This window comes from thiotrophic endosymbiont of Bathymodiolus puteoserpentis (Logatchev), assembly GCF_900127505.1.
In the GTDB taxonomy this organism is placed as follows: domain Bacteria; phylum Pseudomonadota; class Gammaproteobacteria; order PS1; family Pseudothioglobaceae; genus Thiodubiliella.
Genome location: NZ_UEXF01000016.1, coordinates 40,003 through 66,634, shown reverse-complemented (window position 1 = coordinate 66,634; position 26,632 = coordinate 40,003). Strand labels below are relative to the sequence as shown.

32 protein-coding genes and 1 pseudogene are annotated in these 26,632 nt (G+C 36.3%); 15 read left to right on the top strand and 18 right to left on the bottom strand.

The window, feature by feature from the left end:
* Nucleotides 1–171: 171 nt before the first annotated feature.
* Both BHECKSOX2_RS01565 and BHECKSOX2_RS01560 read left to right on the top strand, forming a co-directional pair.
* Nucleotides 172–1,977 carry a DEAD/DEAH box helicase gene (locus tag BHECKSOX2_RS01565; RefSeq protein WP_139682181.1) on the top strand — a complete coding sequence of 602 codons (1,806 nt, stop codon included), beginning with the start codon at nucleotides 172–174 and terminating at the stop codon, nucleotides 1,975–1,977.
* A gap of 166 nt (nucleotides 1,978–2,143) precedes the next feature.
* Nucleotides 2,144–2,347: a cold shock domain-containing protein gene (locus BHECKSOX2_RS01560; RefSeq protein WP_090715194.1), complete on the top strand. Its 204-nt coding sequence runs from the start codon at nucleotides 2,144–2,146 to the stop codon at nucleotides 2,345–2,347.
* Nucleotides 2,348–2,414: 67 nt separating this feature from the next.
* On the opposite strand, the gene BHECKSOX2_RS01555 is transcribed toward BHECKSOX2_RS01560, so the two are convergent.
* Genes BHECKSOX2_RS01555 through BHECKSOX2_RS01545 form a run of 3 tightly spaced genes read right to left on the bottom strand, consistent with a single transcriptional unit; the run spans nucleotide 2,415 to nucleotide 5,071 of the window.
* Entirely contained in the window at nucleotides 2,415–3,146 is a 732-nt protein-coding gene (locus tag BHECKSOX2_RS01555; RefSeq protein ID WP_139682180.1) for a LytR/AlgR family response regulator transcription factor, read from the bottom strand.
* 27 nt (nucleotides 3,147–3,173) lie between these two features.
* Nucleotides 3,174–4,652 (bottom strand): carotenoid oxygenase family protein, encoded by a 1,479-nt coding sequence (locus BHECKSOX2_RS01550; protein ID WP_090715198.1) that lies wholly within the window; start codon nucleotides 4,650–4,652, stop codon nucleotides 3,174–3,176.
* A complete protein-coding gene (locus BHECKSOX2_RS01545) occupies nucleotides 4,649–5,071 on the bottom strand; it encodes a DUF2141 domain-containing protein (protein WP_090715200.1) in 423 nt (140 codons plus the stop codon). Before BHECKSOX2_RS01545 ends, BHECKSOX2_RS01550 begins: the two co-directional genes overlap by 4 nt.
* A 206-nt stretch (nucleotides 5,072–5,277) precedes the next feature.
* On the opposite strand from BHECKSOX2_RS01545, the gene sbcB reads away from it, so the two are divergent.
* The 5 genes from sbcB to BHECKSOX2_RS01520 all read left to right on the top strand — a co-directional run bounded on the left by sbcB (nucleotide 5,278) and on the right by BHECKSOX2_RS01520 (nucleotide 8,934).
* Nucleotides 5,278–6,693, top strand: a complete 1,416-nt coding sequence (gene sbcB / locus BHECKSOX2_RS01540; protein WP_139682179.1) for an exodeoxyribonuclease I — start codon at nucleotides 5,278–5,280, stop codon at nucleotides 6,691–6,693.
* Between the two features lie 99 nt (nucleotides 6,694–6,792).
* Nucleotides 6,793–7,425, top strand: coding sequence for an endonuclease III (nth, locus tag BHECKSOX2_RS01535; RefSeq protein WP_090714933.1), 633 nt, complete (start codon nucleotides 6,793–6,795; stop codon nucleotides 7,423–7,425).
* Nucleotides 7,426–7,845 (top strand): DUF1841 family protein, encoded by a 420-nt coding sequence (locus BHECKSOX2_RS01530; protein ID WP_139682178.1) that lies wholly within the window; start codon nucleotides 7,426–7,428, stop codon nucleotides 7,843–7,845.
* A gap of 5 nt (nucleotides 7,846–7,850) precedes the next feature.
* Nucleotides 7,851–8,690 carry a fructosamine kinase family protein gene (locus BHECKSOX2_RS01525; protein WP_139682177.1) on the top strand — a complete coding sequence of 280 codons (840 nt, stop codon included), beginning with the start codon at nucleotides 7,851–7,853 and terminating at the stop codon, nucleotides 8,688–8,690.
* On the top strand, nucleotides 8,683–8,934 hold the full coding sequence (locus BHECKSOX2_RS01520; protein WP_139682176.1) for a TfoX/Sxy family DNA transformation protein: 252 nt from the start codon (nucleotides 8,683–8,685) through the stop codon (nucleotides 8,932–8,934). Before BHECKSOX2_RS01525 ends, BHECKSOX2_RS01520 begins: the two co-directional genes overlap by 8 nt.
* Here the strand turns inward: BHECKSOX2_RS01520 and hisH are convergent.
* The 13 genes from hisH to folB form a co-directional block, all read right to left on the bottom strand.
* Complete coding sequence (gene hisH, locus BHECKSOX2_RS01515) at nucleotides 8,918–9,595, bottom strand: imidazole glycerol phosphate synthase subunit HisH (RefSeq protein ID WP_139682175.1); 678 nt, start codon at nucleotides 9,593–9,595, stop codon at nucleotides 8,918–8,920. The two genes, BHECKSOX2_RS01520 and hisH, sit on opposite strands and share 17 nt — an antisense overlap.
* Before the next feature lie 6 nt (nucleotides 9,596–9,601).
* Nucleotides 9,602–10,183, bottom strand: coding sequence for an imidazoleglycerol-phosphate dehydratase HisB (gene hisB, locus BHECKSOX2_RS01510; RefSeq protein ID WP_090716729.1), 582 nt, complete (start codon nucleotides 10,181–10,183; stop codon nucleotides 9,602–9,604).
* A gap of 83 nt (nucleotides 10,184–10,266) precedes the next feature.
* A complete protein-coding gene (locus BHECKSOX2_RS01505) occupies nucleotides 10,267–11,292 on the bottom strand; it encodes an aspartate-semialdehyde dehydrogenase (RefSeq protein ID WP_139682174.1) in 1,026 nt (341 codons plus the stop codon).
* Between the two features lie 5 nt (nucleotides 11,293–11,297).
* Nucleotides 11,298–11,831, bottom strand: a complete 534-nt coding sequence (locus BHECKSOX2_RS01500; protein WP_139682173.1) for a hypothetical protein — start codon at nucleotides 11,829–11,831, stop codon at nucleotides 11,298–11,300.
* 13 nt (nucleotides 11,832–11,844) lie between these two features.
* Nucleotides 11,845–12,357 carry a hypothetical protein gene (locus tag BHECKSOX2_RS01495; RefSeq protein ID WP_139682172.1) on the bottom strand — a complete coding sequence of 171 codons (513 nt, stop codon included), beginning with the start codon at nucleotides 12,355–12,357 and terminating at the stop codon, nucleotides 11,845–11,847.
* A 48-nt stretch (nucleotides 12,358–12,405) separates the two neighbouring features.
* Nucleotides 12,406–13,146 carry a Nif3-like dinuclear metal center hexameric protein gene (locus tag BHECKSOX2_RS01490; RefSeq protein ID WP_139682171.1) on the bottom strand — a complete coding sequence of 247 codons (741 nt, stop codon included), beginning with the start codon at nucleotides 13,144–13,146 and terminating at the stop codon, nucleotides 12,406–12,408.
* On the bottom strand, nucleotides 13,139–14,203 hold the full coding sequence (gene hisC, locus BHECKSOX2_RS01485; RefSeq protein ID WP_139682170.1) for a histidinol-phosphate transaminase: 1,065 nt from the start codon (nucleotides 14,201–14,203) through the stop codon (nucleotides 13,139–13,141). Before hisC ends, BHECKSOX2_RS01490 begins: the two co-directional genes overlap by 8 nt.
* Before the next feature lie 19 nt (nucleotides 14,204–14,222).
* Entirely contained in the window at nucleotides 14,223–14,813 is a 591-nt protein-coding gene (locus tag BHECKSOX2_RS01480) for a hypothetical protein (protein WP_180323610.1), read from the bottom strand.
* Complete coding sequence (locus BHECKSOX2_RS01475) at nucleotides 14,803–14,970, bottom strand: hypothetical protein (protein WP_180323609.1); 168 nt, start codon at nucleotides 14,968–14,970, stop codon at nucleotides 14,803–14,805. The genes BHECKSOX2_RS01480 and BHECKSOX2_RS01475 overlap by 11 nt, the downstream gene beginning before the upstream one ends.
* A gap of 105 nt (nucleotides 14,971–15,075) precedes the next feature.
* Nucleotides 15,076–15,849 carry a bifunctional hydroxymethylpyrimidine kinase/phosphomethylpyrimidine kinase gene (gene thiD, locus BHECKSOX2_RS01470; protein WP_139682168.1) on the bottom strand — a complete coding sequence of 258 codons (774 nt, stop codon included), beginning with the start codon at nucleotides 15,847–15,849 and terminating at the stop codon, nucleotides 15,076–15,078.
* Nucleotides 15,842–16,477, bottom strand: coding sequence for a thiol:disulfide interchange protein DsbA/DsbL (locus BHECKSOX2_RS01465; protein WP_139682167.1), 636 nt, complete (start codon nucleotides 16,475–16,477; stop codon nucleotides 15,842–15,844). The genes thiD and BHECKSOX2_RS01465 overlap by 8 nt, the downstream gene beginning before the upstream one ends.
* Complete coding sequence (gene folK, locus BHECKSOX2_RS01460; RefSeq protein WP_090715748.1) at nucleotides 16,474–16,968, bottom strand: 2-amino-4-hydroxy-6-hydroxymethyldihydropteridine diphosphokinase; 495 nt, start codon at nucleotides 16,966–16,968, stop codon at nucleotides 16,474–16,476. Before folK ends, BHECKSOX2_RS01465 begins: the two co-directional genes overlap by 4 nt.
* Before the next feature lie 8 nt (nucleotides 16,969–16,976).
* Nucleotides 16,977–17,339, bottom strand: coding sequence for a dihydroneopterin aldolase (gene folB / locus BHECKSOX2_RS01455; protein WP_090715743.1), 363 nt, complete (start codon nucleotides 17,337–17,339; stop codon nucleotides 16,977–16,979).
* A 41-nt stretch (nucleotides 17,340–17,380) separates the two neighbouring features.
* Here folB and plsY point away from each other — a divergent pair, with 41 nt between their 5' ends.
* Entirely contained in the window at nucleotides 17,381–17,965 is a 585-nt protein-coding gene (gene plsY, locus BHECKSOX2_RS01450; RefSeq protein WP_139682166.1) for a glycerol-3-phosphate 1-O-acyltransferase PlsY, read from the top strand.
* On the opposite strand, the gene BHECKSOX2_RS01445 is transcribed toward plsY, so the two are convergent.
* Nucleotides 17,955–18,713, bottom strand: a complete 759-nt coding sequence (locus BHECKSOX2_RS01445) for an ABC transporter permease (protein ID WP_090715737.1) — start codon at nucleotides 18,711–18,713, stop codon at nucleotides 17,955–17,957. The genes plsY and BHECKSOX2_RS01445 overlap by 11 nt on opposite strands.
* A gap of 3 nt (nucleotides 18,714–18,716) precedes the next feature.
* Complete coding sequence (locus tag BHECKSOX2_RS01440) at nucleotides 18,717–19,634, bottom strand: ABC transporter ATP-binding protein (RefSeq protein ID WP_139682165.1); 918 nt, start codon at nucleotides 19,632–19,634, stop codon at nucleotides 18,717–18,719.
* 72 nt (nucleotides 19,635–19,706) lie between these two features.
* Here BHECKSOX2_RS01440 and BHECKSOX2_RS01435 point away from each other — a divergent pair, with 72 nt between their 5' ends.
* The 7 genes and pseudogenes from BHECKSOX2_RS01435 to BHECKSOX2_RS01410 all read left to right on the top strand — a co-directional run bounded on the left by BHECKSOX2_RS01435 (nucleotide 19,707) and on the right by BHECKSOX2_RS01410 (nucleotide 26,600).
* Nucleotides 19,707–21,242, top strand: a complete 1,536-nt coding sequence (locus tag BHECKSOX2_RS01435) for a dihydrolipoyllysine-residue acetyltransferase (RefSeq protein ID WP_139682164.1) — start codon at nucleotides 19,707–19,709, stop codon at nucleotides 21,240–21,242.
* Nucleotides 21,235–22,638 (top strand): dihydrolipoyl dehydrogenase, encoded by a 1,404-nt coding sequence (gene lpdA / locus BHECKSOX2_RS01430; protein WP_139682163.1) that lies wholly within the window; start codon nucleotides 21,235–21,237, stop codon nucleotides 22,636–22,638. The genes BHECKSOX2_RS01435 and lpdA overlap by 8 nt, the downstream gene beginning before the upstream one ends.
* 13 nt (nucleotides 22,639–22,651) lie before the next feature.
* Nucleotides 22,652–23,296, top strand: a pseudogene (radC, locus tag BHECKSOX2_RS10540) (RadC family protein); the annotation flags it as partial.
* A 57-nt stretch (nucleotides 23,297–23,353) separates the two neighbouring features.
* Complete coding sequence (dcm, locus tag BHECKSOX2_RS10535; protein WP_425356602.1) at nucleotides 23,354–24,370, top strand: DNA (cytosine-5-)-methyltransferase; 1,017 nt, start codon at nucleotides 23,354–23,356, stop codon at nucleotides 24,368–24,370.
* A gap of 4 nt (nucleotides 24,371–24,374) precedes the next feature.
* On the top strand, nucleotides 24,375–25,514 hold the full coding sequence (locus BHECKSOX2_RS01420) for a phospholipase D-like domain-containing protein (RefSeq protein WP_139682161.1): 1,140 nt from the start codon (nucleotides 24,375–24,377) through the stop codon (nucleotides 25,512–25,514).
* 31 nt (nucleotides 25,515–25,545) lie between these two features.
* Nucleotides 25,546–25,767: a Fic family protein gene (locus BHECKSOX2_RS01415; RefSeq protein WP_139682160.1), complete on the top strand. Its 222-nt coding sequence runs from the start codon at nucleotides 25,546–25,548 to the stop codon at nucleotides 25,765–25,767.
* Between the two features lie 5 nt (nucleotides 25,768–25,772).
* Nucleotides 25,773–26,600: a DNA ligase gene (locus BHECKSOX2_RS01410; protein WP_139682159.1), complete on the top strand. Its 828-nt coding sequence runs from the start codon at nucleotides 25,773–25,775 to the stop codon at nucleotides 26,598–26,600.
* The last annotated feature ends 32 nt before the right edge of the window (nucleotides 26,601–26,632 follow it).

Below are 26,632 nucleotides of genomic sequence, written 5' to 3'. Positions count from 1 at the left end.
CCTTGTTTTCAAAGCACAAAATGATACGCTAAAGCCTGACTTATATGCTATTTTATGCATTGTCAACTTAATGTCAGAATACTGTGTAATCAAAATGAAAAAACACTTTCATTATTGGTTCGCTTACGCTCTCAGTGTATAATTGCGCTCTTTCCATATTTATCAACAACTATGTCTGACACCCAAGAAAACAACAAACCACAAGCAAAATTTAGTGATTTAGGTCTATCTGATGCTATTTTAAAAGTATTAGATTCCATTGGCTACGAGACTCCTTCACCGATTCAAGAGCAATGTATCGCTTACCTGCTCAATGGTGAGGATGTTATTGGTCAGGCGCAAACAGGTACAGGAAAAACGGCAGCCTTTACCTTGCCGTTGATTGACCAGATTGATATAAAACTCAACGCACCACAACTGCTTATCTTGGCGCCCACACGCGAATTGGCAATTCAAGTCTCAGAAGCGGTGCAAACTTATGCACGAGGCATGAAAGGCTTCCATGTGTTGCCTATTTATGGCGGACAATCCTACGATGTGCAGCTGCGCCCGCTCAAGCGTGGCGTTCATGCAGTCGTTGGCACACCAGGTCGTGTGATGGACCATATCAAACGCGGCACTTTAAAACTGGATAATTTAAAATCATTCGTCTTAGATGAAGCCGACGAAATGCTAAAGATGGGTTTTATCGATGATATTAAATGGGTAATGGAGCGCATCCCAGAAGAGCGTCAAATCGCCCTATTCTCAGCAACGATGCCATCTGTTATCAAGAAAGTAGCAGAAAAATTCCTCAACCAGCCAAAAATTGTTAAGGTTAAAACCAAAACAGAAACAGCAACAACGATTACACAAAAATATTGCATGGTAGGTGGTTTATCACAAAAATTAGAGGCCTTAACTCGCATCCTTGAAGTTATCACTTTTGATGCAATGATTATTTTCACGAAAACCAAAACAATGACCATTGAATTGGCAGAAAAACTTTCTGCGCGTGGCTTTTCAGCAGAAGCAATTAATGGTGATATTCAACAAAGTCAGCGTGAACGCATTATTAATAATTATAAAAAAGGTAAGATTGACATTCTTATCGCTACTGATGTGGCAGCGCGAGGCCTAGATGTTGAGCGTATCTCACATGTGGTTAATTACGACATTCCCCATGACCCTGAATCTTATGTGCATCGTATTGGTAGAACGGGTCGTGCAGGTCGAACAGGTGAGGCGATTTTATTTGTATCAAATCGTGAAAGACGCATGTTAAGCACCATTGAACGGGTTACGCGTCAGAAGATTGCCCCCCTTGAATTGCCAACAGCTAAGATTATTAATGCCAAGCGTGTTGAAACATTCAAACAAAACATAGCACAAACCATTAACAACCAAAACTTAGAGATATTTGAAAAGCTAGTCGCTGAATTCCAAGCAGAAAATCCAGAAATTGAATCATCAAAAATTGCTTCTGCATTGGCATTTATCGCACAAGGTAGCGAGCCATTACTCATCTCAGACAAAGTGCAAAGTTTTGGCAGGGAGCAAATGCAAGGCGAGGCAAAAACACTCTCAACCAAAGCAACACCTCTAAAAGACCATCCACAAATTCCAATGTGTCGCTATCGTATTGAAGTGGGTAATAACAACAATGTGAAACCTGGAAATATTTTAGGCGCAATTGCAAATGAGGCTGACATGGACAGTGAATATATTGGTTCAATTCAGATTTTTGACGATTGCTCAACCATTGATTTACCTGATGAAATGCCTAACGAAGTATTAGAAATGTTGCAAAAAACTGTGGTTTGTGGCAAACGCCTAAATATGACAGAACTCACTGAAAAGAATAATAAAACAACAACTGGCGGAAATAGACCAAGCAATAAGAAACGCACAACTGGGCGCAAAAAATTCTCCAAAAACCATAAACGAGGCGATGAAAAAAATAACAGACGCGGGAAAAAACCTAAATTTTCACGATAATTTGAAATTTCTTTACACAAACGCTCAACTATCATTAAAATAATAGGCGCTGGTAAGAATACAGCTGCTGTTTATTGTTATGTGTATTGATGTTCTATATCAACTACAAGTTATAAAGGTGGTGATTTTTTTTCGGTGATTTTTTTTATAATTTATAGGAGACAAAATGTCTACAACAGGAACAGTCAAATGGTTTGACGCAAAAAAAGGTTTTGGTTTTATTGAGCAAGAAAATGGTGACGATGTATTCGTTCACTTCCGTGCTATTCAAGGTGACGGTTACAAATCACTAGACGAAGGTCAAGAAGTAGAATTCGATTTAGAAGATGGTGACAAAGGTCCACAAGCAGCAAACGTTTTTCCAAAATAATACAATTGTTTGTGCATTTAAAAACCCAGCTATATGCTGGGTTTTTTATTAATAAACAAATGAATACCTACATTTTTTTAAACAAATGCAAGTAATTACGACTAATAGGAAGTGCTTGAGCATTAGACAAATAAACCATTAATTTATCCTGTTCATTTTTAGAAACTTGACTGATAAAACTTATATTAACAATACTACCACGATGAATTTGCCAAAAATAATTAGCATCTAACTGCGTAATTAAAGTTTTAATACCAGTGGTAATTAAATATTCTCTACCTTTGCTATAAACACAAGTGTATTTTTGTTGTGCTTGAAAATATTCAATCTCTTTTACATTCAGCAAAAATACATTGCCTTTGCTATCAGCTGTTTTAATCCAGTGCAATTTTTTATGACCAGCACTTAATTTTCTTTTAATTTTATCTAGTGCTTCTTGATTGTCTAAACGACTGAAATACAACCAAGAAATCAAAACAGCAACTATACTAAAAAATAAAGCAGGATAAATGATTGAATAAGTTAAGTCAATGCCAAAAATAAGGCGATGACCAATAAATGCAATCATTAAACCAAGCAACAAGCCTGTCAAAGAGTGCAAAATAATTTGAGCAATATTATTTGAATACTGTTCAAATGATATCAAAAAATTAGCCCCTAAAACGCTAAGCCCAATACTATGTGAAATAAATAATAACGAACTAAAGTCAACATCCCCAAGCAATAAAAATAATAATACTGCAACTAATGTATTAAAGATAAGCGTAATAAACAGTGGTATTAAAAATTTCTTTTGCATAGACAGATGATAATAAATATCGTATTTTTAGGCGTTAACAAATTTCCCATGAAATCCCAAAGGCAAAACATAAGGTAATTTTGCCACAGCAACAGGACCATCGTTTAATTTTTTAGCGTTAAAAATATTGACTTTAGTGCATTTTTCCCCATAATCCAGAGTTGTGCCTACCACCCAATCATTACCGCGTGAATCTTTAATTAACAAATGTTCTTCCGCTAACTGTTTAGCATAAGAAAAATGTTGTGCTTCTCCTGTTTGATAATTATTGATTGCTACAGAATTTAAAAAAAGCTCACCTCGTTGCTGCAATGAAACTACTTGTGTGTGTACTAACCCTGTCTCATTGATATCAATACTTGGAAACTCGTTGTAAATATTGCTGAGTTTTTCTTCAACCACTGTGTTTTTTTCTAAATTAAGTCGTACCCGATATGGATATGCTTCCGTAAATTTCTTGCTTCTGCCACGCATTACCTCGGTAAAAACATTAAAAATATCAGCATTAGGATAACGCATAGATTCAAAAACCACTTCGTTGCCTTGCTCATAAGCATTGACAAAATGAAAAACAAATTGGGCGGGTAATTCAAAAGTTTTCTGGATATTTAAAGTGTCTTTATCAATTAACCAAACAATTGTCGCTTGATCCTTGTCAAAATAATGAGCATCTAGAAAACTATGCTTATTCATAAATTTAGCCTTATCAAAACGAAAGGACGGTAGCAATAAAACCAAATATTTTTCAGTAATCATAAAATCATGTACCATCGGCACATTTTCAATAGGGAGGATTTTAAATTGCTTGAGTTTGCCACGATTATCAAGATGCCATAACACAATAGCATCATTTAAACTGGCATAACCAATATTCCAAATTGAGCCATCTGAATCTTGATGATAATGCGCCCCAAATGGCAAGCCTTTGGTTTGTGGCGACCACGATTGAATGCCGATAGTTTTTAAAGTTTCAGGGTCGATTTCATAAGCACTGCCACCCTCCCACAAAGCAAACAAACGCTTATTTAATGGCAATAAACTAATATTCGCGGTGTTGATTCTATCGACATTAGCAATGCGCCTTGGTAAATAAGTGCCAAATGCCCGAAACAACATTTTTTGTTGCTGTTTTTCAGTCAAATATTTATGCGTATCAACCATTTTGCCAAAATGTGAAATTTTCCCATTGGCAATGTGAAATTTTTGCACCATTCCATCGCCATCAAACCAATGGTGATAGCGTTTGCCATGGACTTCATTTTGTGCAGGGCCATTACGATAAAAATAACCGTTTAAATCTTGTGGAATTTTCCCTTTAATTTCAAGTTCTTTAGTTTGTAGAGTTTCTTGATTTGTACCTTGCCAACCGATAAGCCATGGTTTAATTTTAAGGTTTTGATTAAAAGTCGCTATCCATTCGTCTTGTTCAGCGAATGACAAATGTGGAAACACCAAACTGCCGAATGCAAGACCTGCAGTTGACTGTATAAATTCCCTTCTATTCATCGAACCAACTCCACATTAAGATTAATAGTTTCTTGCTCACCATTAACAATAAAACTAGCCTCTTTAAAGGTTGGTTTGCCGAAATTACCCACCACATTATTTGAAAACCCGTAACCTTCACTTGGAACACTCAGAAAATTGGTGCTGAGTTTATTGTTATTATCCACATCATGAAAGACAGAAAATGCATAGGTGTCAGAACTGACATCATCAATGGTAATTTTATGTCCAGATTTAGATATTTTTTTTATAGCACTAAAAACACTATTTGACTTGTCTTCTTTGTCATAGGTATCTTTAGTATCAAGCGTGACGAACAATTTACCAGTAATTGGTTTGATATTGCTAATATTTACTTCAATATTTGTCGCATAAGACAAACTTGAAATCAACGATAAAGAGAGTATTATTTTTTTCATTTTAATTATCCTTAAAATTATAGAAATTCCTATTGTAGATAAAATCAACTTTTTTATTCTACAAATAGACAAACCGTCATTTTTCCAGATGAAATGGCAAAAATAAAGGTTGGATTATTTGTTTTTTGAAAATAATATTATTTTCTAACAGTCAAATAAGCCTTGTAAAATAAAACCTAATATTACCAACAGAGGCTTTATAAATAATGAAAACATTTTATTGGTATGATTTTGAAACTTTTGACATTAGTCCAAAAACTGGGCGTATTGCTCAATTCGCCGGTATTCGCACAGATGAAGCTCTTAACATTTTAGATGAACAAATGTTTTACTGTAGGCCAACTAACGATTGTCTGCCATCACCTGAGGCCTGTGCAGTAACCAATATTAGCCCACAACTTTGTGCAGAAAAAGGTTTAATAGAACACCAATTTATTCAGAAAATCAATGCTGAATTTACCACCCCAAATACTTGCACAGTGGGTTATAACTCTATTCGTTTTGACGATGAATTTACACGCTATACTTTATATCGTAATTTTATCGACCCGTATGCTTGGCATTGGAAAAATGGCAATACCCGTTGGGATATTTTAGATGTGGTGCGTCTATGTTATGCTCTGAAAAGAGATTCGAGCCTAAAATGGGTACATAATGAAGAAGGCAAGCCTATATTCAAACTTGACCAACTTGCGCCTGCCAATGGTATTAAGCATAATGATGCACACGATGCCCTAGCAGATGTGCGTGCCACAATTGCCATTGCAAAAATTATTAAGAATACACAACCACAGTTATTTGATTATGCCTTTAGCCTAAGAGAAAAGAAAACAGTTGAAGGTAAAATAAAACCCTTTGAGCCAATGTTGCACACCTCAGGTATGTATCCTGCCACACTCTCTTGCACACGCCTGTGTACTGTATTAGCATACCATCCAGAGTATAACGATCGTGCTATTGTCTTTAATCTGGACCAAGACCCATCACTCTTATTAGAACTTAATATTGATGAATTAAAAAAACTCATGTTTACCAAACAATCAGAACTACCAAAAGGGGTGGAAAGGTTGCAAATTAAAGATTTGATTTTCAATAAAAGCCCAATGTTTGTACCAAATATTTATAAACTTGAACCAAAAATTGTCAAGCAATTACAAATTGATATGAATGTTTGTCTACAACGATTAGAATTTATTAAAAATAATCAAAACCGAATTGCCAAAATAGCACAAGATTTATATCGCAATGACCAAGAACGAGCGCCAACTCCTGATGTTGACCAGTCGCTGTATGATGGCTTTATGGATAATGCTGATAGGCGCATCAGTGAACAGATTCAAACACTTGATGCAGAAGGATTAAAGAATTTTCATCCGCAATTTAAAGACGCAAAGCTCAACCAACTACTGATGCGTTTTAAGGCTAGAAATTACCCTGAATCCTTAACCCAAGACGAGCAAGAAGACTGGTTTGAGCTTGTGCAAAGTCGCGTGCAAACGGGGGAGGATGGTTACCTATCAATTGACGAGTATTCTGAACGCATAAATGCTATGCGCCAAGCTCATCCCGATAAAGAAAACCTTTGGCAACAACTAGAAAAATACGCAGAATCGTTTTTTTAAAAGTTAGATAATCACTCATAGTAACCATTGTAGCGTCATTTTGCTATTAATCTGATAATCAGGTATAATGTTGCGCTGAGTTAGGAAGAGTACAAAAAAATGAACGCCGAAACACGCAGTGAAATATTTGGTAGGTTATTGAAAAAGATACCTGAACCAACAACAGAATTAAATTATTCAACTCCTTTTGAATTATTAGTGGCAGTGACTTTGTCGGCCCAAGCGACTGACAAAAGTGTCAACAAAGTAACTGACGAACTATTCCCCCTTGCTAATACGCCTGAGACGATTTACGAATTAGGCGAAGATGTTGTTAGAGACACTATTAGAACAATTGGCTTATTCAACTCAAAGGCAAAGCATATCGTTCAAGCTTGTAAGATTTTGATTGATAAGTATGATTCTAAAGTGCCTGAAACACGCAAAGAATTAGAAGCCTTGCCTGGTGTAGGTCGCAAAACAGCCAATGTAGTCCTCAACACAGCATTCGGACACCCAACGATTGCGGTTGATACACATATTTATCGTGTTGCCAATCGCACGGCAATTGCCAGCGGTAAAACGGTATTAGAAGTAGAGAAAAAATTAGTGAAATTTATCCCTGACGAGTATCGTGTACCAGCACATCACTTGATGATTTTGCATGGTCGCTATACTTGTAAAGCGCGTTCTCCATTATGCCCTGAGTGTATTTTGCTTGATTTGTGCGAATACGAAGAGAAAAATTTATAAGTGTTTTACACTCAAGATAGAACACAGCAGCGCCAATTCCTTGCCAACGCTTGGCAAAAATTCTTAGATAAAGAGGTACTTGACCCCCTAGAAACTCAACTCACGCAAGTGATTGAAATGCACCCTGAATACCACGCGCTTATTAATAATATAGAATTGAATTATTTTCCAGAACAAGGTGAAGTTAATCCATTTTTACACATCAACCTACATTTGTCACTTAAAGAACAATTGTCTATTAATCAACCCTTAGGTATTCAACAATATTATCAAAAAATATTAAACAAGGTTAAAGACCCACACGAAGTAGAGCACAGAATGATGGATTGCATCGCTGAAATGATTTTTTCTTCACAAAAAAACAACACACCAATGGACCATCAAGCTTATATTCGTTGTTTGCAAGCACAATCTAACTAACCAGTATGTTCGTTGAATCGCACATTGAAAAACACCTAAGACAACAAGTAACCCACAAACAATCGATCAGCACAGGCTTATTTGAAGCCTATCAAATAATATTAGACAGTGGTGAAAGAGTCTTTATTAAAGTACAAACAAAAGCCAATCAACAACTCATCTCTGAAGGTAAGGAATTGGCTTTATTGGGGAAAACCATTCACACGCCAAAAGTCTTAGGTGGTTGTGAATATTGCTTAATACTTGAATGGATTGACAATAAAGACAATCCAAAACTACAAATACAAATGGGGATTGAACTTGCCAAACTACACCAAAATACCGAGCAATATTTTGGCTTTGAGTTTGATAATAAGATTGGACAAACACCACAACCAAACGGGGTTAATCAAAATATCAGCAACTGGTCAGAATTTTATTGGCAATATCGCTTATTACATCAAATTGAATTAGCCAAACAAAATAAATTAATTAATCAGAATGAATATCAACAATTACTAGCGGTAAGAACTATTTTGCCTGACTTGCTTAATGACAACATTAAGCCTGTATTATTACATGGCGATTTATGGTCGGGCAATATCATAAGTGGAGAAAACCATCCTTATTTTATTGACAGCGCTAGTTATTATGGGCATCGAGAGATTGATTTCGCCCTAACCTTTATGTTTGGTGGATTTTCTGATGCGTTCTATCAGAGTTATCATAATACTTATCCATTTGATGCAGGTTTTGATAGGCGTAAACCCTTATATATGCTATACCATTACTTAAATCATTTGAATATCTTTGGCGGTGGCTATCACGCTAATGTAATGAATTGCTATAATGCATTATATGGGTGAAATTTCACAACTAAAAGGTCTAGGGGCTACCAGCGAACAACAATTAAATGCTATTGGAGTGTACACGAAAAAAGATCTGGAAAAGATTGGTGCTCTAGAAGCTTATATTAGAATGAAAGAGCCGCATTTGTGTTTTTTGTACGCTTTAGTTGGTGCACTGGAGAATCGTTCTTGGTTAGATGTTGCACATCATGATAAAACACGCTTACTTATTGAATTAGACAATCTTAAATATCCCAATTAACAAAATTTTTAAGTAATTGCAAACCGTCATGCTGAGATTTTTCAGGGTGGAATTGCACCGCAAATAGATTATCTTTGGCAACCGCACAAGTAAAGTCCATACCATAATCACTTGACCCAGCAACCACTGATGCATCATCCTGCTTAACATAATAACTGTGCACACTATAAAAACGCGCATTATCTTCAATATCGTGCCAAAGTGGATGTTGTTGCGTTTGCTTGACCTTATTCCAGCCCATATGTGGGATTTTTAAAGTTGAATTAGTTGGTGTTTTTTCCGTTACGACAAAACTTGCGCCCTGTGAATGCAATTCATTTTTTGGAAAATGCACAATCTCGCCTGCAAGAATAGACAGCCCTTGGACACCACCATTTTCCTGTGAATGGTCAAATAACAGTTGCAAACCTAAGCAAATACCCAAAAAAGGTTTTTTATCTGCAGCTTGTTTAATCACATCAACTAATTGGCGCTCATTTAACTTTTGCATGCACGCACCGATTGCGCCCTGCCCTGGAAATACAAGTCGGTCTGCATCATTAATTAAATCTGCATTATCGGTAAGAAAGATTTTATCATTCGGCGCCACATGCTCTAATGCCTTTTGTACACTACGAACATTACCCATACCGTAATCAACAATTGCAATACTCTGGGACATTGTCTTTTACAGCGTGCCTTTAGTTGATGGAATAACGCCTGCCTGACGCTCATCTGGTGTAACTGCCATTCTAAGCGCTCTACCAAACGCCTTAAAAATCGTTTCTGCTTGATGGTGAGCATTGACTCCACGCAAATTATCAATATGCAAAGTAATTAAGGCGTGATTAACAAAACCTCGGAAAAATTCTGAAATTAAATCCACATCAAAAGTACCAATCATCGCACGGGTAAAATTCACATTAAGCTCTAAACCTGGGCGACCCGATAAGTCTAACACCACGCGTGATAATGCCTCATCTAATGGCACATAAGCATGCCCATAACGAGTCAAACCTGCCTTATCACCTGCTGCTTTTGCAAATGCCTGACCCAGCGTAATACCAATATCTTCAACGCTGTGATGATCATCAATCTGCGTATCGCCATCACATTTAATGGTTAAATCCATCAAACCATGGCGTGCAATTTGGTCCAACATATGATCTAAAAATGCCACGCCAGTGTCAATATTTGCCTGGCCTGTGCCATATAAATTTAACTCTACAACAATGTCGGTTTCGTTGGTTTTTCTAGATACTTTAATCATATTCATTTTGCAATCTCAATTGTCTTATTATTATAACTATTAATGGCAATAAAGCCCTTAGTCGGCAGTCCTTATGACATGGTTTACAAATATTCCTGAATCAAAATCTCAGCGATCTGAATACTGTTCAATGCTGCTCCCTTGCGAATATTATCAGAAACTACCCATAAGTTTAAACCTTTCTCATGAGAAATATCTTCACGAATGCGGCTCACAAATGTGTCATTGTGGTTAGTTGCTTCTACAAATGGTGTGGCATAACCACCATCTTCACGCTTATCCATCACCGTCACACCACTCGCTTTGGATAAAATCTTAGTTGCTTCAACAGCAGTAATCTTTTTCTTAGTTTCAATGTTAATCGCTTCAGAATGTCCATAAATTACTGGCACACGAACTGCAGTAGGATTAACCAAAATATCATCATCTTCAAAAATCTTTTGCGTCTCCCACACCATTTTCATCTCTTCTTTAGTGTAGCCATTCTCTTGAAACACATCAATATGCGGAACCACATTAAACGCAATCTGTTTTGGGTAAACCTTAACATCAACCTCAGTATTGCCACTTAATAATTTAGTGGTTTGGTCAATTAATTCACTAATCGCCTCCTTACCAGAGCCTGATACCGCCTGATAAGTCGCTACATTGATTCGTTCAATACCCACCGCATCATAAATCGGCTTGAGTGCCACCAACATTTGAATGGTGGAACAATTTGGATTGGCAATAATATTTCGTTGTGTATAACCTGCAATCGCATGTGGGTTAACCTCAGGTACTACCAGAGGGACATCTTTATCACGACGAAAATGTGCCGTATTATCAATCACTATACAGCCCGCCTCAGCTGCAATCGGTGCATATTTTTCAGAAATGCTACCACCTGCTGAAAATAAACCCACTTGCGCCTGAGAGAAATCAAAGGTGTCTAAGTCCTGCACTGTCCAGCTTTTTCCCTGACAAAATACCCTCTTACCCGCTGAATTTTTACTGGCTAATGGATATAAATTATTAATCGGGAAATCTCGCTCATCTAAAATAGAAAGAATGGTCTCGCCCACCGCACCAGTTGCGCCCACAACACAAACATCATATTTCTCACTCATTTTCATTATCTTTTCCTTTTTTCTTTTTCACTTAGTATTTGATATAAAACATTAGTATCATCAATACTTTTTATACGCATTTCACTTTCTGAGGTAATGATTTTTAAACATTTCTTTTTATTTCGCACGACCCATAATAAACTTAAAAATGCAACGATATAAATACTAATCGAAACTAAATTTATAAATAGAATACATTTTACAGGGATAGAAAGATCAAATACTCCACTAAGCAGTGTTAAAAATATAGAAACAGCAGAGAAGAATATAACTAAATATAGTGCTAGATATGCCTTACCAGTGTTTGTTGAAATGCCTTGATATTTAGATAATAATACCTCAGTATTATGTCCCAAAGTAATTAAAATTTCCTTATCACACGCCTCTTCTTTACTATTTAATTCATTAATTGAATCTTTACATAACTTGGCACTAGATTGAATAGAACTTACTAACTGTTGGGAAACAACCAAAGTTACAGAAGTTAGTACAACTAGTGTCGTTGTGGTAATCCCATAAAAAATATCAACATTAGGCACAGTATTGACTTACTTATGCAAGGTTTCCTATATTTTTTTTAATCGCATCAAAAAAAACCGACAAAAAACTGCCTCTCATATACCCATTAAATGAGGCGGAAGCCGTTTTCAAAGCATCGCTTTTCTCATCACGATAGGCAGATTCGCCTGCCAAAATAAAATGAGAAACGCCAAGGCTTTCCTGTGCGTTGATATCTGAAATATTGCCATTTTCACTTCTCTTAATCAGCTTTTGAAAATCACTTGCTTCACATTTTTTTTCACAGATAATTGAGATTTTTTGTGTACTTAATAAAGTCTTGGCTTGTTGCAGAAATTTGTTATAAAAACTTGCCTTAAGTGTGCCTGCAAAAATTTTCATATCTTCTTTATTTTCAATAGCATACCTAAACAAATACTCAACAACAACTTCAGCATGTGCAGTTGAAGAATTACCAAATTCAATAATTTCTTTTTTTTTATAGTGTTTTTCTATCTTTTCTCTGTATGCTTTTATTTCAGTTAATTGCTTGTCTTTATTTGTCATGATGAAATTGTAACATAAATTAAAGGCTGGGGATTATACCCTGTAGTTTTATACCTGATTATTAATATCAATAAATTGGCACTTAAGGTTAAATTTCTGACTCAAATGTTGGCAAAGGGCTTGCACACCATAACGCTCAGTAGCATGGTGTCCAGCGGAAACAAAGGCAATATTATTTTCAAGGGCAATGGCGGGTATCTGCTCAGAGACTTCACCAGTAATAAAACAATCGGCGTTAATATTAATAGCGTGTTCAATATAGCTTTGTGCACCACCTGTACACCAAGCAATGCGCTTTAATGATTTATCATCATCACCAAAGACTAAAGGTACTCGGTTAAGCGCTTGTTCAATGGTATTGGAGAGTTTAGATAATGTCGTTTCAACTTCTCCTTGCCAAACTAAGGTATCGCCAATTGGCTCGGGATTTTTTATATTGAGGCGTTGTGCAAGTTGGATATTGTTGCCCACTGTTGTATGTGCATCAAGTGGCAAATGGTAGGCATATAAATTAATGTCATTGTCTAAAAGTGCTTTAATACGATTTTTTTTGATACCGATAATCTCAGATGCTTCATTCTTCCAAAAAAACCCATGATGCACAAATAATGCATCGGCTTTTTCATCAATCGCTGCATCAATCAAGTCTTGGTTGGCACTTACACCTGAGATGATTTTCTTAATATCGGGTTTGCCTTGTATTTGTAAGCCATTTGGGCAATAATCATCAAATTTATCAACCCTTAAATACTGCTGGCAATAGCCTGCCAATATTTCTTGATTAACCATAAAATGCCTCCACAATATTGATAAATTGTTGATTTTGCTCACCACTACCTACTGTTACACGCAAGCAATCAGTAAGTTTGGGTGCGCTACTAAGGTTTTTAATCAACACGCCTTTTTGCTTGAGTACTTTAAACAGTTCGTTGGCATTGGGGGCTTTAAATAAAATAAAATTGGCTTGTGATGGATAGACTTTCAGCACATTAATGGCACTCAGTGTGGCGGATAATTGAGTGCGCTCACTAAGGATGATTTGGGCATTTTTGTTAATTTCATCTTTTTCTCGTAATAGAAAATTAGCACTCACTTGCGTTAGCGTATTGATATTGTAAGGCAGTCTTAATTTATCTAACTGCGCTACTGTATCCTGTGCGCCAATTAACAAGCCTAGACGCAGACCAGCAAAGCCAATTTTTGAGACTGTTCTGAGTAATACTAAATTGGGATATTTTTTAATATCATCTAAGAAACTGTCATTAGCATAAGCGTAATAAGCCTCATCTAACACAACTAAAGCTTGGGTTGAGGTAATGATTTTTTCGATGACAATTCTATCAAATGTATTGCCCGTTGGGTTGTTTGGATAGGCGATAAAAATTAATTTTGGTTGATGCGTTTCAATTGAGCGCAACATTACATTCAAGTCAATTTCAAAATCATCATTCAAATCAACCCCTTGATAATTCAAGCGGGTGAATTTTGCAATCATCCCATACATCACAAAACTTGGTTCAACACTTAAAATAGTATCATTCGTGTCGCACGCTAAGGCCAATAATTGAATAAGTTCATCAGAACCGTTGCCTAGCAGCACACCAAGATCGTCAGGTATATCCATCAACTTGCGCAAAGTTTGCTGCAATTCTATGGCACTAGGGTTGGGATAACGATTTAGCTCGCTATCTGCCAAATAGGCTAAATATTGCCCGATTAACTCATCAGGCAAAGGAAATGGGGATTCCATCGCATCCAGTTTGATCATATCATCAGACGCAGGCACATGATAAGCATTGATTGCTTGAATATCAGGGCGAAGCCAACTGTTGATAAAATTATTCATAATTTATGAAAGGTCTCACTTAAGTACAACAATAATACTGATAATAATCGTACCAATTAAAACGATTTTTGTTTTTTAGATCTTGATCGTCCTTGTCTTGTTGTTTTTTGGCAATAAGTGGCGCTGATTGTTCAAAAATAACAACAATCTGAGATAATTTAATCAAACAAGGGCTTAATTTTTGATAAAACTGCTCTCTATCTTGATAATTATTATTGTTTTCGCGCAATTGTTGTATGCTTTTATTAGCCTCATCTAGCGTTGCCAATTTTTCAGGATAATCTGTTACTACTTCAGTAACAAAGCCACTGTCATTATATTTTTCTTTAAAATCTACTGCGCTCTCTATATAGTAAATCAATAGCGATTCATCTATATCGTAAATGGCTCTTTTAACATGATTAATTGCCTTAACTCTTTCTGCTTGAGGCTCTTTCGCATCATCGCTCAGTAAAGAGCGAACAATATGATGACCTGCATACCTAAGTTGGTTGATAGAGGGAATAAGCACCCCTTCCGAGGTAATTTGTTCAACATTTTTTATCTTGGTTTCTGCTTGTTCAAATAAATTCAATAGTATATCGAATTCATTTATGCCCTTAGTCGGCATATTTTTTGCCGAAATTATAGTGCTTCAAGCGTTTGACTTTTTCGGTGATGTCTTGAGCGGTTTGATAGCGACCGCGTTGTAGGCTTATACTGCCTTTTGACAATTTGTCAACCAATTTTCTTTCAGATTTTTTGTTAAAAAGTGAGGTTATTTTCATTACTGATAAATAAGTGATTATTGTATTTTAAATATACACAATAGCTAAATTTAAAACTGTATTTTAACATAAATTTTAATAGGGCCTCTAAATGATGTGTTACACCTAACTCACCCTATCGTTAATATTTTTCACAGGCATGCGATTAGGATGAAACTGCATTTTACCGATATTCTTAGCATTTAACAAAGTTTGATAAGTGTAATCTAATGCCTTTTTACAAGCAATTTCAATATCGACACCTGAGGCGATTAAAGCACTGATTGCACTTGAAAGAGTGCAGCCGGAGCCATGATAATTACCCGATAATTTATCGTAAGTATAGCTTTTCACTAACTTAGCTTGTTGATACAAGCGATGCTCAATACTAGCATCCGACACATCAGTGGTGGTGAGCAGCACCCACTCACACGCTAGTTTTTCTATGGCTTTTTGCTCGTCTTTTTCGCCAGATAAGGCGTGTAATTCTGCCATATTTGGGGTGATGATTTTTACCCAAGGCAATAAGTCTTGTCTTAGTGTGTCTATTGCCTGCGTTTGCAATAAAATTTCTTCACTGCTCGCTTTGATAATCGGGTCAAGCACAATGATTTTATCTCGTACTAAATCGGCAATTACCCTAATTTGTTCGCTAGAGCAAAGCAGCCCAATCTTAACAACCTTAAAATCAATATCTGCTTGCAGATGATGGAATTGTTTGGTAATTAACCCAATATCCACTACTTGAACTTCAGCAATTGATTGGGTGTTTTGCACTGTCATCGTCGTTACAATCGGCAATGGCGTTAGTCCAAGTTGATTAATGGTTTCAATATCAGCACTGATACCAGCGCCACCACAAGGGTCAAGCCCAGATAAAACTAAAACTGACTCATTCAACCTTGCTTTCTTTTTTGATTAAGAAATCTACTACTTTTAACATTTCATGATGTGAGCCAGCACGAGTAGCATCTGTCCAATATTTACCATTTACTACAATAACAGGCACACCTTTCATTTTATATTTAAACGTATTTAACTTGGATTTATTAACTTTAATCTTGACACCAAATGAATTAAACGCTTTAGCAACCTTATCTTTGTCAATGCCAAAATTCGCAACCCAATTGACAAATTCATCTTCGGAATTAAAATTTTTATTTTTATTGTGAATGGCATTAAACAGTGGCCCGTGAAGCTTATCCAATAAATCAAGACTCTCTAATACATAATAGAAAATCGCACCTTCTACCCATCTATCTGGAAGCACAGCTGGCTGGCGTAGAAACACAGCTGGCTGGCGTATAAATTCAGCATTATTTGGTAATTTTTTTAACCAAGCGTTAAGTGTTGGCTCTAAATTATAACAATGCGGGCAGTAATACCAAAATAACTCACGCACTTCAACTTTATCACCCGTAACAGTCTGAACGGGTTTTTCTAATACTATGTAATCCATTCCCGCCTCATAATCAGCATATGCAGCAGCATTAAATACAAACAATAAGATAATTAATATTTTTTTCATGATTTATCCCTTCCATATTCTAAGATTTGAATATTATACGATTTTAATGGTGTTGTAGTTGCAAATAATTGCTGATAAGTTCTCTTTTCAAGCGGATGCACACTCTCTGGATTAAGTTGCGCCAATGGTGCTAGTACAAAATTGTATTGCAAGATATCATCTCTAGGTAAATTATTTGTCTTATCAATCACTTCATCATATAACACCAAATCCAGGTCAATTTCCCTAGAAGAAAATTTTGGTTGAGACCTGTCCCTGCCTTGGTTATTCTCAATTGTATGCAGTACGCTAAGCACATCAACAACACTTAAATCTGTTGTCGCATTTACCCCCATATTGTAAAAATCAGCGCCTTCAAACCCTATCGCATTACTTTCAAAAATATCGGAACATACTACATCAAAAAAATTAAGCCGTAAGGCATCTAGCGCTTGAAAAATATTTTTCCTGCGGTTTTGGTTTGAGCCAATATTAATGTGGATATGGGCCATTTGTATGATTATGAATAATTAGCGTGACTACGCTCAATAATCACACCCACGCCATTAGCACCAGTCACTGCTTCGCCTTTGTTGAGTGTGAGTTTTACTTTTTCCACGCCAAATTCTTTGATGATAATTTGCGTGATTTTCTCTGCCAAAGTTTCTACTAATTGAAATTCACTACCCTGAACAAATTCAATGAGTCGTTTAGACACTGCCTTGTAATCAAGTGTCTGATCAATATGATCAGTCTCACTAGCAACTTTAATATCGGTAGACATCTCAATATCCAAGGTGATATCTTGACGGATTTTTCGCTCCCAATCGTAAATTCCAATTACGCAATCAATTTTTAATCCTTGAATAAAAACAATATCCATAGTATCATCAGAGTCCTAATATTTTTTACAATAAGTTTGCTATGTTACCTATTTTGATTATCGCTGGCTATCTAATCGGCTCACTCTCTAGTGCTATTTTAGTTTGTAAGTCCTTTGGTTTACCCGACCCACGCACCGAAGGCTCTAACAATCCAGGTGCAACTAATGTTCTGCGTATTGGCGGTAAAAAAGCTGCTGCTATCACACTTATTGGTGATGGGCTTAAGGGTGTTATTCCAATATTGATTGCACGATATTTAGGGGCTGATTTATTAACAATGACGCTAATTGCATTGGCGACTTTCTTGGGTCATGTTTACCCAGTTTTCTTTGGTTTTAAAGGTGGCAAAGGTGTGGCAACCTTCTTAGGTGGCTTATTTGCCTTAAACTATTTAATTGGTTTAAGTTTTGCGCTGATTTGGCTTTTTGTTGCCAAAGTGCTAAAAATTTCTTCATTATCTGCATTAATCGCTACTCTACTAACGCCTGTAATTTTTTACTTTTCAAGCGCCAAAGACCTAGAGTCCACTTATGTTGTTACTTTAATATGTGTTTGGATATTTTATACTCACAGAAGTAACATTACCCGTATGCTATCAGGTGATGAAGGTAAGATTAAGCCCTGATATTAACGCCCTTCTTAAGCAAGTAAAGCGACATCGTAACCAATATAACGATCATTGCCAGTAACATTGAAAGTGATATTGTAAAATCAACAGTGCTCACACCTAAAAGCCCCAATCTAAAGCTATCAACCATATAATAAATGGGATTAAACTGACTGACAATTTGCCAAGATTCTGGCAGAATTTCAACGCTATAAAACATCCCACCAAGATAAATCATCGGCATCAAAATAAAGGTTGGAACAATGGATATATCATCAAATGATTGCGCAAATACCGCATTAATAAAACCCGCCAAAGAAAACAAAATAGCCGTTAATAAAAAAATCATTAAAGTAATTGAAATTGAGTAAATCTCAAAATCAACAAAGAGCAAAACTGTAAAAAACACCCCCATACCAACCACAGAACCACGCGCAACACCGCCAGAAACATAGCCCAGCAAAATTACCCAATAGGGCACTGGCGAGACCAATATTTCTTCAATACTGCGGTTAAACTTCGCCAAAAAAAACGAAGCTACCGTATTTGCATATGAGTTCTGAATAACCGTCATCAAAATAACGCCCGGAATAATAAAATGCAAATAATCCACGCCTTGCATCAGTCCAATGCGTTGCCCCATCAAGCCACCAAAAATCAACAAATAAAGTAATGTCGTAATAATCGGTGGGAAAATCGTTTGCACCCAGATGCGTGAAAATCGTAAAATTTCTTTAATAACAATGGTTTTATAAGCAATCCACATATCTTATACCGCCTTGTTTGTTAGATTCAAAAACAGTGTTTCCAAACGATTCTGTGTGCTACGAATATGCTCAACACTAATGCCTTGCTTAGATAGGCTTTGCAAAACATCAGTAATATTTATGCTAACTTCTAATGTCACTTGTAAAGAATAATCATCCAATCTTTCACAGCTAAATTGCGCTTGCTCAATATTGTCTGGCAACACACTTAAACTTTCTAAAATCAAAACTTGATGCGATACCTTGGCTAACAATTTTTTCATACTGGTTTGCTCAACCACCTTACCTTCATTAAGAATTGCGATATTGCGACACAAGGACTCTGCCTCTTCTAAATAATGTGTCGTTAGAATAATGGTCACACCCGAGCGATTAAGCTCTTTTAAATATGACCACATAGAGCGACGAATCTCAACATCAACACCTGCAGTCGGTTCATCCAAAATCAATATTTTTGGCTGGTGAACGAGCGCCCTTGCTAACATTAAACGACGCTTCATGCCACCTGATAAAGATTTAGCCATATCTGTGCGTTTATCCCAAAGTTGCATTTTTTTGAGCAAAATCTCTGTTTGGACTTTAGCATCTGTACGCGAGATACCGTAGTAACCTGCTTGATTAATCAGTATTTCTTCAATAGGTTCAAACAGATTAAAATTAAATTCTTGCGGCATCAAACCAATCAAACGTTTAATATCATTTACATGGGTATTTTGATTGAGTCCTAATATTTGAATATCGCCCTGAGTTTTATTTAACAAGCCACAAATAATGCCAATAGCTGTCGTTTTACCCGCACCATTACTACCCAAAAGTGCAAAAAAATCGCCTTGCTCTACCGACAAATCAATACCTTTTAAGGCATAAAAATTATTGGCATAAATTTTGCTAAGTGATTTAATGGTAAGTGCAGCTGACATAGGCAAACATTATCCGTTAGTTTTGATGATTTATGCGATAATTACACACTTTAAAAAAGTGCACATTTGCTTATGTCTGAAATTAAAAATATACAATTACCCGATATTGGTGACTTTGACGAAGTTGAAATTATTGAGATTTTAGTATCTGTTGGCGATACAATTGAAGCAGAAGATAGCATAATCACTTTGGAAAGTGACAAGGCATCAATGGAAATCCCAACCCCTTGGGCGGGTGTAGTCACTGAAATAAACATTGCCCTAGGCGATAAAATCAAACAAGGCGATGTGCTTTTAGCACTTCAAACTGAGCAAGACAATGCTGATACAAGTGAAGAATCAGTCGCAGAAGTAATAGATATTGAACCAAAAATCATCCCTGTAGTTGTACCCGATATTGGTGACTTTGATAAAGTTGAAGTGATTGAAATTCTTGTCAATGCAGGCGATGAACTATCAGCAGAAGATAGCATAATCACTTTGGAAAGTGACAAGGCATCAATGGAAATCCCAACCCCTGTCACAGGTAAAGTGATTGATATTAATGTCACATTAGGCGACAAAATTAAACTAGGTGATTTAATCCTTAACATTGAAAGTACAGGCGTTGAAATAGTAGCAACAAAAGACACCGCGCCAGAGCCAGTCTCTGCACCTGCGTCCGCTCCTGCGCCAAAACCTGCAAGCGCAACACCACCACAAACCTTAGATCAATCAGTATCAACAATACCTAAGGGAGCCTCTCATGCCTCCCCCTCTATTCGCAAATTGGCACGAGAATTAGGTGTGGATTTGTCCAATGTCACTGGCACAGGGCAAAAAGGCAGAGTACTAGACGCTGACCTTAAGGGTTATGTAAAACAAATTATGGCATCAGGTGGTATGGGTAGTGCGCTACCTAAAACGCCACACATTGACTTCTCTAAATTTGGTGAAACACAGACATTAGCATTATCCAGAATTAACAAACTCTCAGGTAAACATCTAACTGCCTGCTGGCTCAATATTCCACATGTGACACAGTTTGATGAAGTCAATATTGACAAAATGGAGGCCTACCGACAAGCGCAAAAAGCACAAGATATTAAACTAACGCCATTGGTATTTATTATGAAGGCGGTGATTCAAGCACTTCAATCTCATCCACGCTTTAACGCCTCATTGGATGAATCTGGTGAAAACTTAATCATCAAAAAATATTTTAATTTAGGCATCGCTATGGATACGCCAAATGGCTTAGTAGTACCCGTGATTAAAAATGTTGAACAAAAATCTTTGCTTGAACTTGCCACAGAGTTGGGAGAGACTTCTGCCAAAGCGCGTGAGGGGAAACTCAGTCCTAAAGATATGCAGGGCGCAGGTTTTACCATCTCCAGTCTTGGTGGTATTGGCGGTACGCAATTTACACCGATTGTCAACGCACCAGAAGTTGCTATTTTGGGCGTGTCTCGCTCAGTCAATAAACCCATTTGGAATGGCAAAGAATTCACGCCAGAATTAACACTACCACTAGCCTTGTCTTATGACCATCGAGTTATTGACGGCGCACAAGGTGGTCGCTTTATGGCAGAACTTAACAACATCTTAAGCGAGGCAAATTATGATTAAAACCCAAGTTGTTGTTATCGGCTCTGGCCCTGGTGGTTATACAGCTGCCTTTCGTGCTGCTGATTTAGGCAAAAAAGTAGTGCTTGTCGAACGCTATGAAAACTTAGGTGGTGTATGCCTAAATGTAGGTTGCATTCCTTCAAAGGCACTATTACATACTGCAGAAATTATCAACGAAGCTAAAGAGGCTAAGCACCTTGGCGTTACCTTTAACAAGCCAAAGATTGATATTGACGCTGTACGCAAAAATAAAGACGATATAGTTAGTAAGTTAACGGGCGGTATCAAAGCCCTAGCAAAAGCAAGAGGTGTGCAAGTCGTTACTGGCTATGGTAGGTTTATCTCCAATACTCAAATCAAAATTGACGCTACTAACGAGGTTATTGAATTTGAACAGGCTATCATCGCTGCTGGCTCGCGTGTTACTAAAATACCCGCCTTCCCGTTTGATGACCCGCGCGTCATGGACTCAACCGATGCGCTGGATTTAGAGAATGCGCCAAAACGCTTGCTCATTGTTGGTGGTGGTATTATCGGTTTAGAAATGGCAACTGTTTATGAAGCACTTGGTAGTGAAATCACTGTGGTTGAGCTCTCAGACCAACTCATCGCAGCAGCAGATAAAGACATTGTTAACCCACTATTCAAACGCATTAAAAAACAATATGCCAATATTTTCTTAAGCACCGAAGTTACCAGTATGAAAGCACAAAAAGATGGTATTCAAGTCGGCTTTAAAGGCAAAAATGTCCCAGAGTTTGATAGCTTTGATAAAGTCTTGGTCTCTATCGGGCGCACGCCTAATGGCAAACTCATTGACTGCGAAAAAGCAGGTGTGCATGTTGATGATTGGGGTTTTATCAATGTTGACAAGCAAATGAAAACCAACATCTCAAATATCTATGCCATCGGTGATATTGTTGGCCAACCAATGCTCGCCCACAAAGCCGTTCATGAAGCCAAAGTTGCTGCTGAAGTTATCTGTGGACACAAGTCAGGTTTTGATGCACTCGCCATTCCATCTGTCGCCTACACCGACCCAGAAGTCGCCTGGACAGGGAAAACTGAAAAAGAACTAAAGAACGAAGGTGTGGAATATGAAGTCGGTAAATTCCCTTGGGCAGCCTCAGGTAGAAGCCTCAGCATCGGTAGGAGTGAAGGCGTATCAAAAGCCATATTCGACAAACACACCCACCGCATCCTAGGCATGGGCATCTGTGGCACCAATGCAGGTGAGCTCATCGCCGAACCCACCCTTGCCATTGAAATGGGCTGTGATATGAGTGACATTGCACTCACCATCCACGCCCACCCAACACTGAGCGAAACCACTGCTTTCGCTGTTGAGATGGTAGAAGGTACGATTACGGATTTATTACCACCAAAGAAAAAGTGATTTATTTTTGAATATGCCAAAAATAAAAGACATTCCTAAAGTTGACCGCCCTAGAGAAAAATTACTCAAAAAAGGCTCTAATGCCTTATCTAAGACAGACCTTCTAGCCATCTTACTTGGTAGTGGCATCAAAGGTATCAATGTCCAAACCTTAGCCAAAACTATTATTACCAAATTTAATAAGGATTTTCTCAATATCACCATTGATGATTTGTTAACAGTTAAAGGCATTGGACAAGCCAAAGCCTTACAAGTTTATAGCGCAGTTGCCCTAATAAAGCGTTTTTACCAAGAGCAAAATAGCACTGATTTAATAATCAAGAATGTACAAAATGTATTGACACTTGCTTTTAATATTAGAGACAAGAAAAAAGAGCATTTAATTTGCCTACACCTTGACAGCCGTAATGCACTAATTAAAAAAGAAACTTTAAGCATTGGATTGTTGGATAAAAGTCTTATTCATCCACGAGAGATTTTTTCCAGCGCTTTGGAAAATAAAGCCGCCAATATAATTCTTATTCATAACCATCCAAGTGGCGACCCAACTCCTAGTAGACAAGATAAACAAGTTGCCAAAAATATCGGCAAAGCAGGGCAAATAATGGGTATTGCATTATTAGATTTTGTCATCATAGCCAAAAACGGGCATAATAGTTTTTACCAAGAATTAAAACATAATAAAACCATTGATTATGTGGGGGATGGCTTTCAAATGGGAATATTTGATCAGTTTGAGACAAAGAAGTCTATTTATAAAAATGAACCAAAATTTACCTTTATTGATTTATTCGCAGGTATTGGCGGCTTTCATTTAGCCGCTTCAAATTTAGGAGGAAAATGCGTTTTTGCCTCAGAATTTGATGAAAATGCTCGTAAAACTTATCAAGCAAATTTTTTAAAACATAATAAAGATTTATTTTATTCAGGGAATTTTGCAGGCGATATTACCAAAGTAGATGAAAAAGATATCCCTAATTTTGACTTTTTATTTGCAGGTTTTCCTTGTCAACCTTTTTCTGTTGCTGGATATAGGCAAGGCTTTAAAGACAAAGGCGGTAGGGGTAATTTATTTTTTGATATTGTTAGAATTTTAAAAGAAAAAAAACCAAAAGCATTTATTTTGGAAAATGTAAAAAATTTAAAAACTCATGACAAGGGCAAGACAATTAAAGTTATTTATGATGAATTACAAAAACTAGGTTACAAAATTACTGACAATGTCTTAAACGCCATGGAATATGGCAATACGCCTCAGAATAGAGAACGAATTTTTATTGTTGGTTTTCTAGAGCAAAAAGCATTTAATAAGTTTTCTTTTCCAAACAAAACAAAACTTAAAAAAACTATCCATAGTTGCCTAGATAAAATAGTTGATGAAAAATATTACTACAATAACAAACCCTTATATAAAAAGTTAAAAAATGATGTGGTAAAAAAAGATACCATTTATCAATGGCGTAGAAAATATGTGCGAGAAAATAAAAGCAATGTTTGTCCAACATTGACAGCAAATATGGGGATGGGTGGACACAATGTTCCAATTATTTTAGATGATCAGGGAATTCGGAAATTAACACCTAAAGAATGTGCAAATTTTCAAGGTTATCCAAAAAAATACATTTTGCCAAATATAACAGATTCTAATTTATATAAACAATTTGGTAATTCTATCTGCATTCCTTTGGTTGAAAGAGTTACAAATAATATAATTTTAGCCTTAGAGATCTAATCAAATGTTTTTAAAAAATCAACCACAAGATCAACAGCATCAATATCAACATTTTTTAAAAATAGTTGGCTCTTTATCAAATTTATACTCAGATTCAAAAACACCGTATCTTTATTATAGGATTGCTGAAAAATTATTTTGTAGAGCATTTAAAGCAGATGACTTATCTAGGGGAGATGTATCAGCAGATGCTAAAAAAGACAATATTGGCATAGGTTTAAAAACATTCTTAGCAAAGAATAATAAAACCTTTCAAAAGGTTGCAGAGTTTAATGGCGATAGAAATTCGTATGTAGATTTAGGCAACACAAAACTTATTAGAAAAATTGCAGAATTAAGAAATACTAGAATTAGTTTCACCGAACACATCCACCAGATACAGAGCTCTATTTATCATTGTATCCTACGGGAAGAAGGAAAATTTAAAATATTTGAAAGCAATATGGATAAAATAGATATTGACAATATTCAAGATATTAAGAAAAACCCAAATACAATCACATTTAATGATGATATCAATGATTACTCTTTTTCACTCTCAAAAAGTACATTATTAAAAAGGTTTGATAGTACTAATTTTGATTTAGTTCTTGATGAATTTGATATTAATGTCTTGAAAGACCCTTTATTAACTTTGCAAGAATGCTTCACTCAAAATGAACGAGAGTCAATATTTTTAACTGACGCTCAGATTGAGCAAACTATTTATTTGCCTTTGTATGGTAGGGGCATGAAAGTATTTGAGAAGAGTGGCCTTAATCAGTGGAATGCAGGAGGTAGAACGAGAAATAAAAGTGAAGTTTATATACCAATCCCTAATGCAATTCATAATAATTTTCCTAATTTTTTCCCAAGCAGGAATCAGTCTTTTTTATTAAAGCTTCCGAATGGAGGGAAAATGAAGAGCAAAATTTGCCAAGATGGCGGAAAAGCTTTAATGTCTCATTCCAATAAAGAGTTAGGAAAATGGATATTAAGAGATATTCTTGATTTACAAGAGGGAGAACTTTTGACTTATGAGAAACTAGCGTTATTAGGTATTGATTCTGTCAGAATTGATAAAATTTCTAATTCAGAATTTGAAATAAATTTTTCCAGAATTGGTAGTTATGAAAACTTTAAAGAGTCATATTTAGATAATTAAAATAAAAAATCAACAGAACTATTACCTAAAAATGAGTTACAAACCTCCTTATAAAATCACCCCTGCCATTGTTTCACTGATTTCAATTATCAATAGTGGGATAAGTACAAAAGAATCAATGATTGTCTTATCGTTAAAAAATGCGAAAAATTTCTGTCAACACCATTTATTACCTGCAATAACTAATAACTTAATTAAAATGATGCAACTAGATAAACCCAATAGCCCAACACAAAAATATCAATTGGTTTAATAGCTATGAAAACAATAATTAAAATATTATGTTTGTTGTGTCTACCAAGTTTGCTGTTAGCAGTAAATAAGCCAGATTTATTTCTACTCAAAACCTATGACGATAAAAAGTCTGTTGTGGGTTGGATGATGAGTGAGAAGTTTGATGGTATTCGAGGTTTTTGGAATGGCAAGCAGTTGTTAACTCGAGGTGGTCAACAAATTATAGCGCCTGATTGGTTTGTTGAAAATTATCCGCCATTTGCTATTGATGGTGAATTATGGACAAAGCGTGCGGATTTTGAAGAAATTAGTAGTATTGTTAGACGCAAAAATCCTGATGAACGCTGGCACAAAATCACTCATCAAATTTTTGAAGTGCCAAATCAAGATGGGGGATTGTTGGATAGATTGAAAGTTTTACACAATTATTTAAAAAATCAAGCGAATACGCCGATTAAAATTATCAAACAATATCCGATTGCCCATCAAAATCAAGTGAAGAAATTCTTGCGTGATATTGTACATAAAGATGGTGAAGGCGTGGTGGTGAGAAACCCTACTACGGCATATCAAACAGGTAGATTGAGCTCAGCACTTAAAGTGAAAAAATATCTAGATACAGAGTGTGTGATTGAAAAAATCTTGCCTGGAAAAGGAAAGTATGCGGGGAAGATGGGTTCGTTATTATGTAAAACTAAAGGCGGTGCAATGGTTAAGATTGGGTCGGGCTTTACAGATGTTCAGCGTAAAAACCCACCTGCTATTGGCACTAGCGTTACTTTTAAATATTATGGTTTGACGAAAAAAGGAAAATTTAAATATCCTGTGTTTTTACGCATTAGGACTCAATGAGACCTTTGCATAAATAGGTATGATTGGCAAAA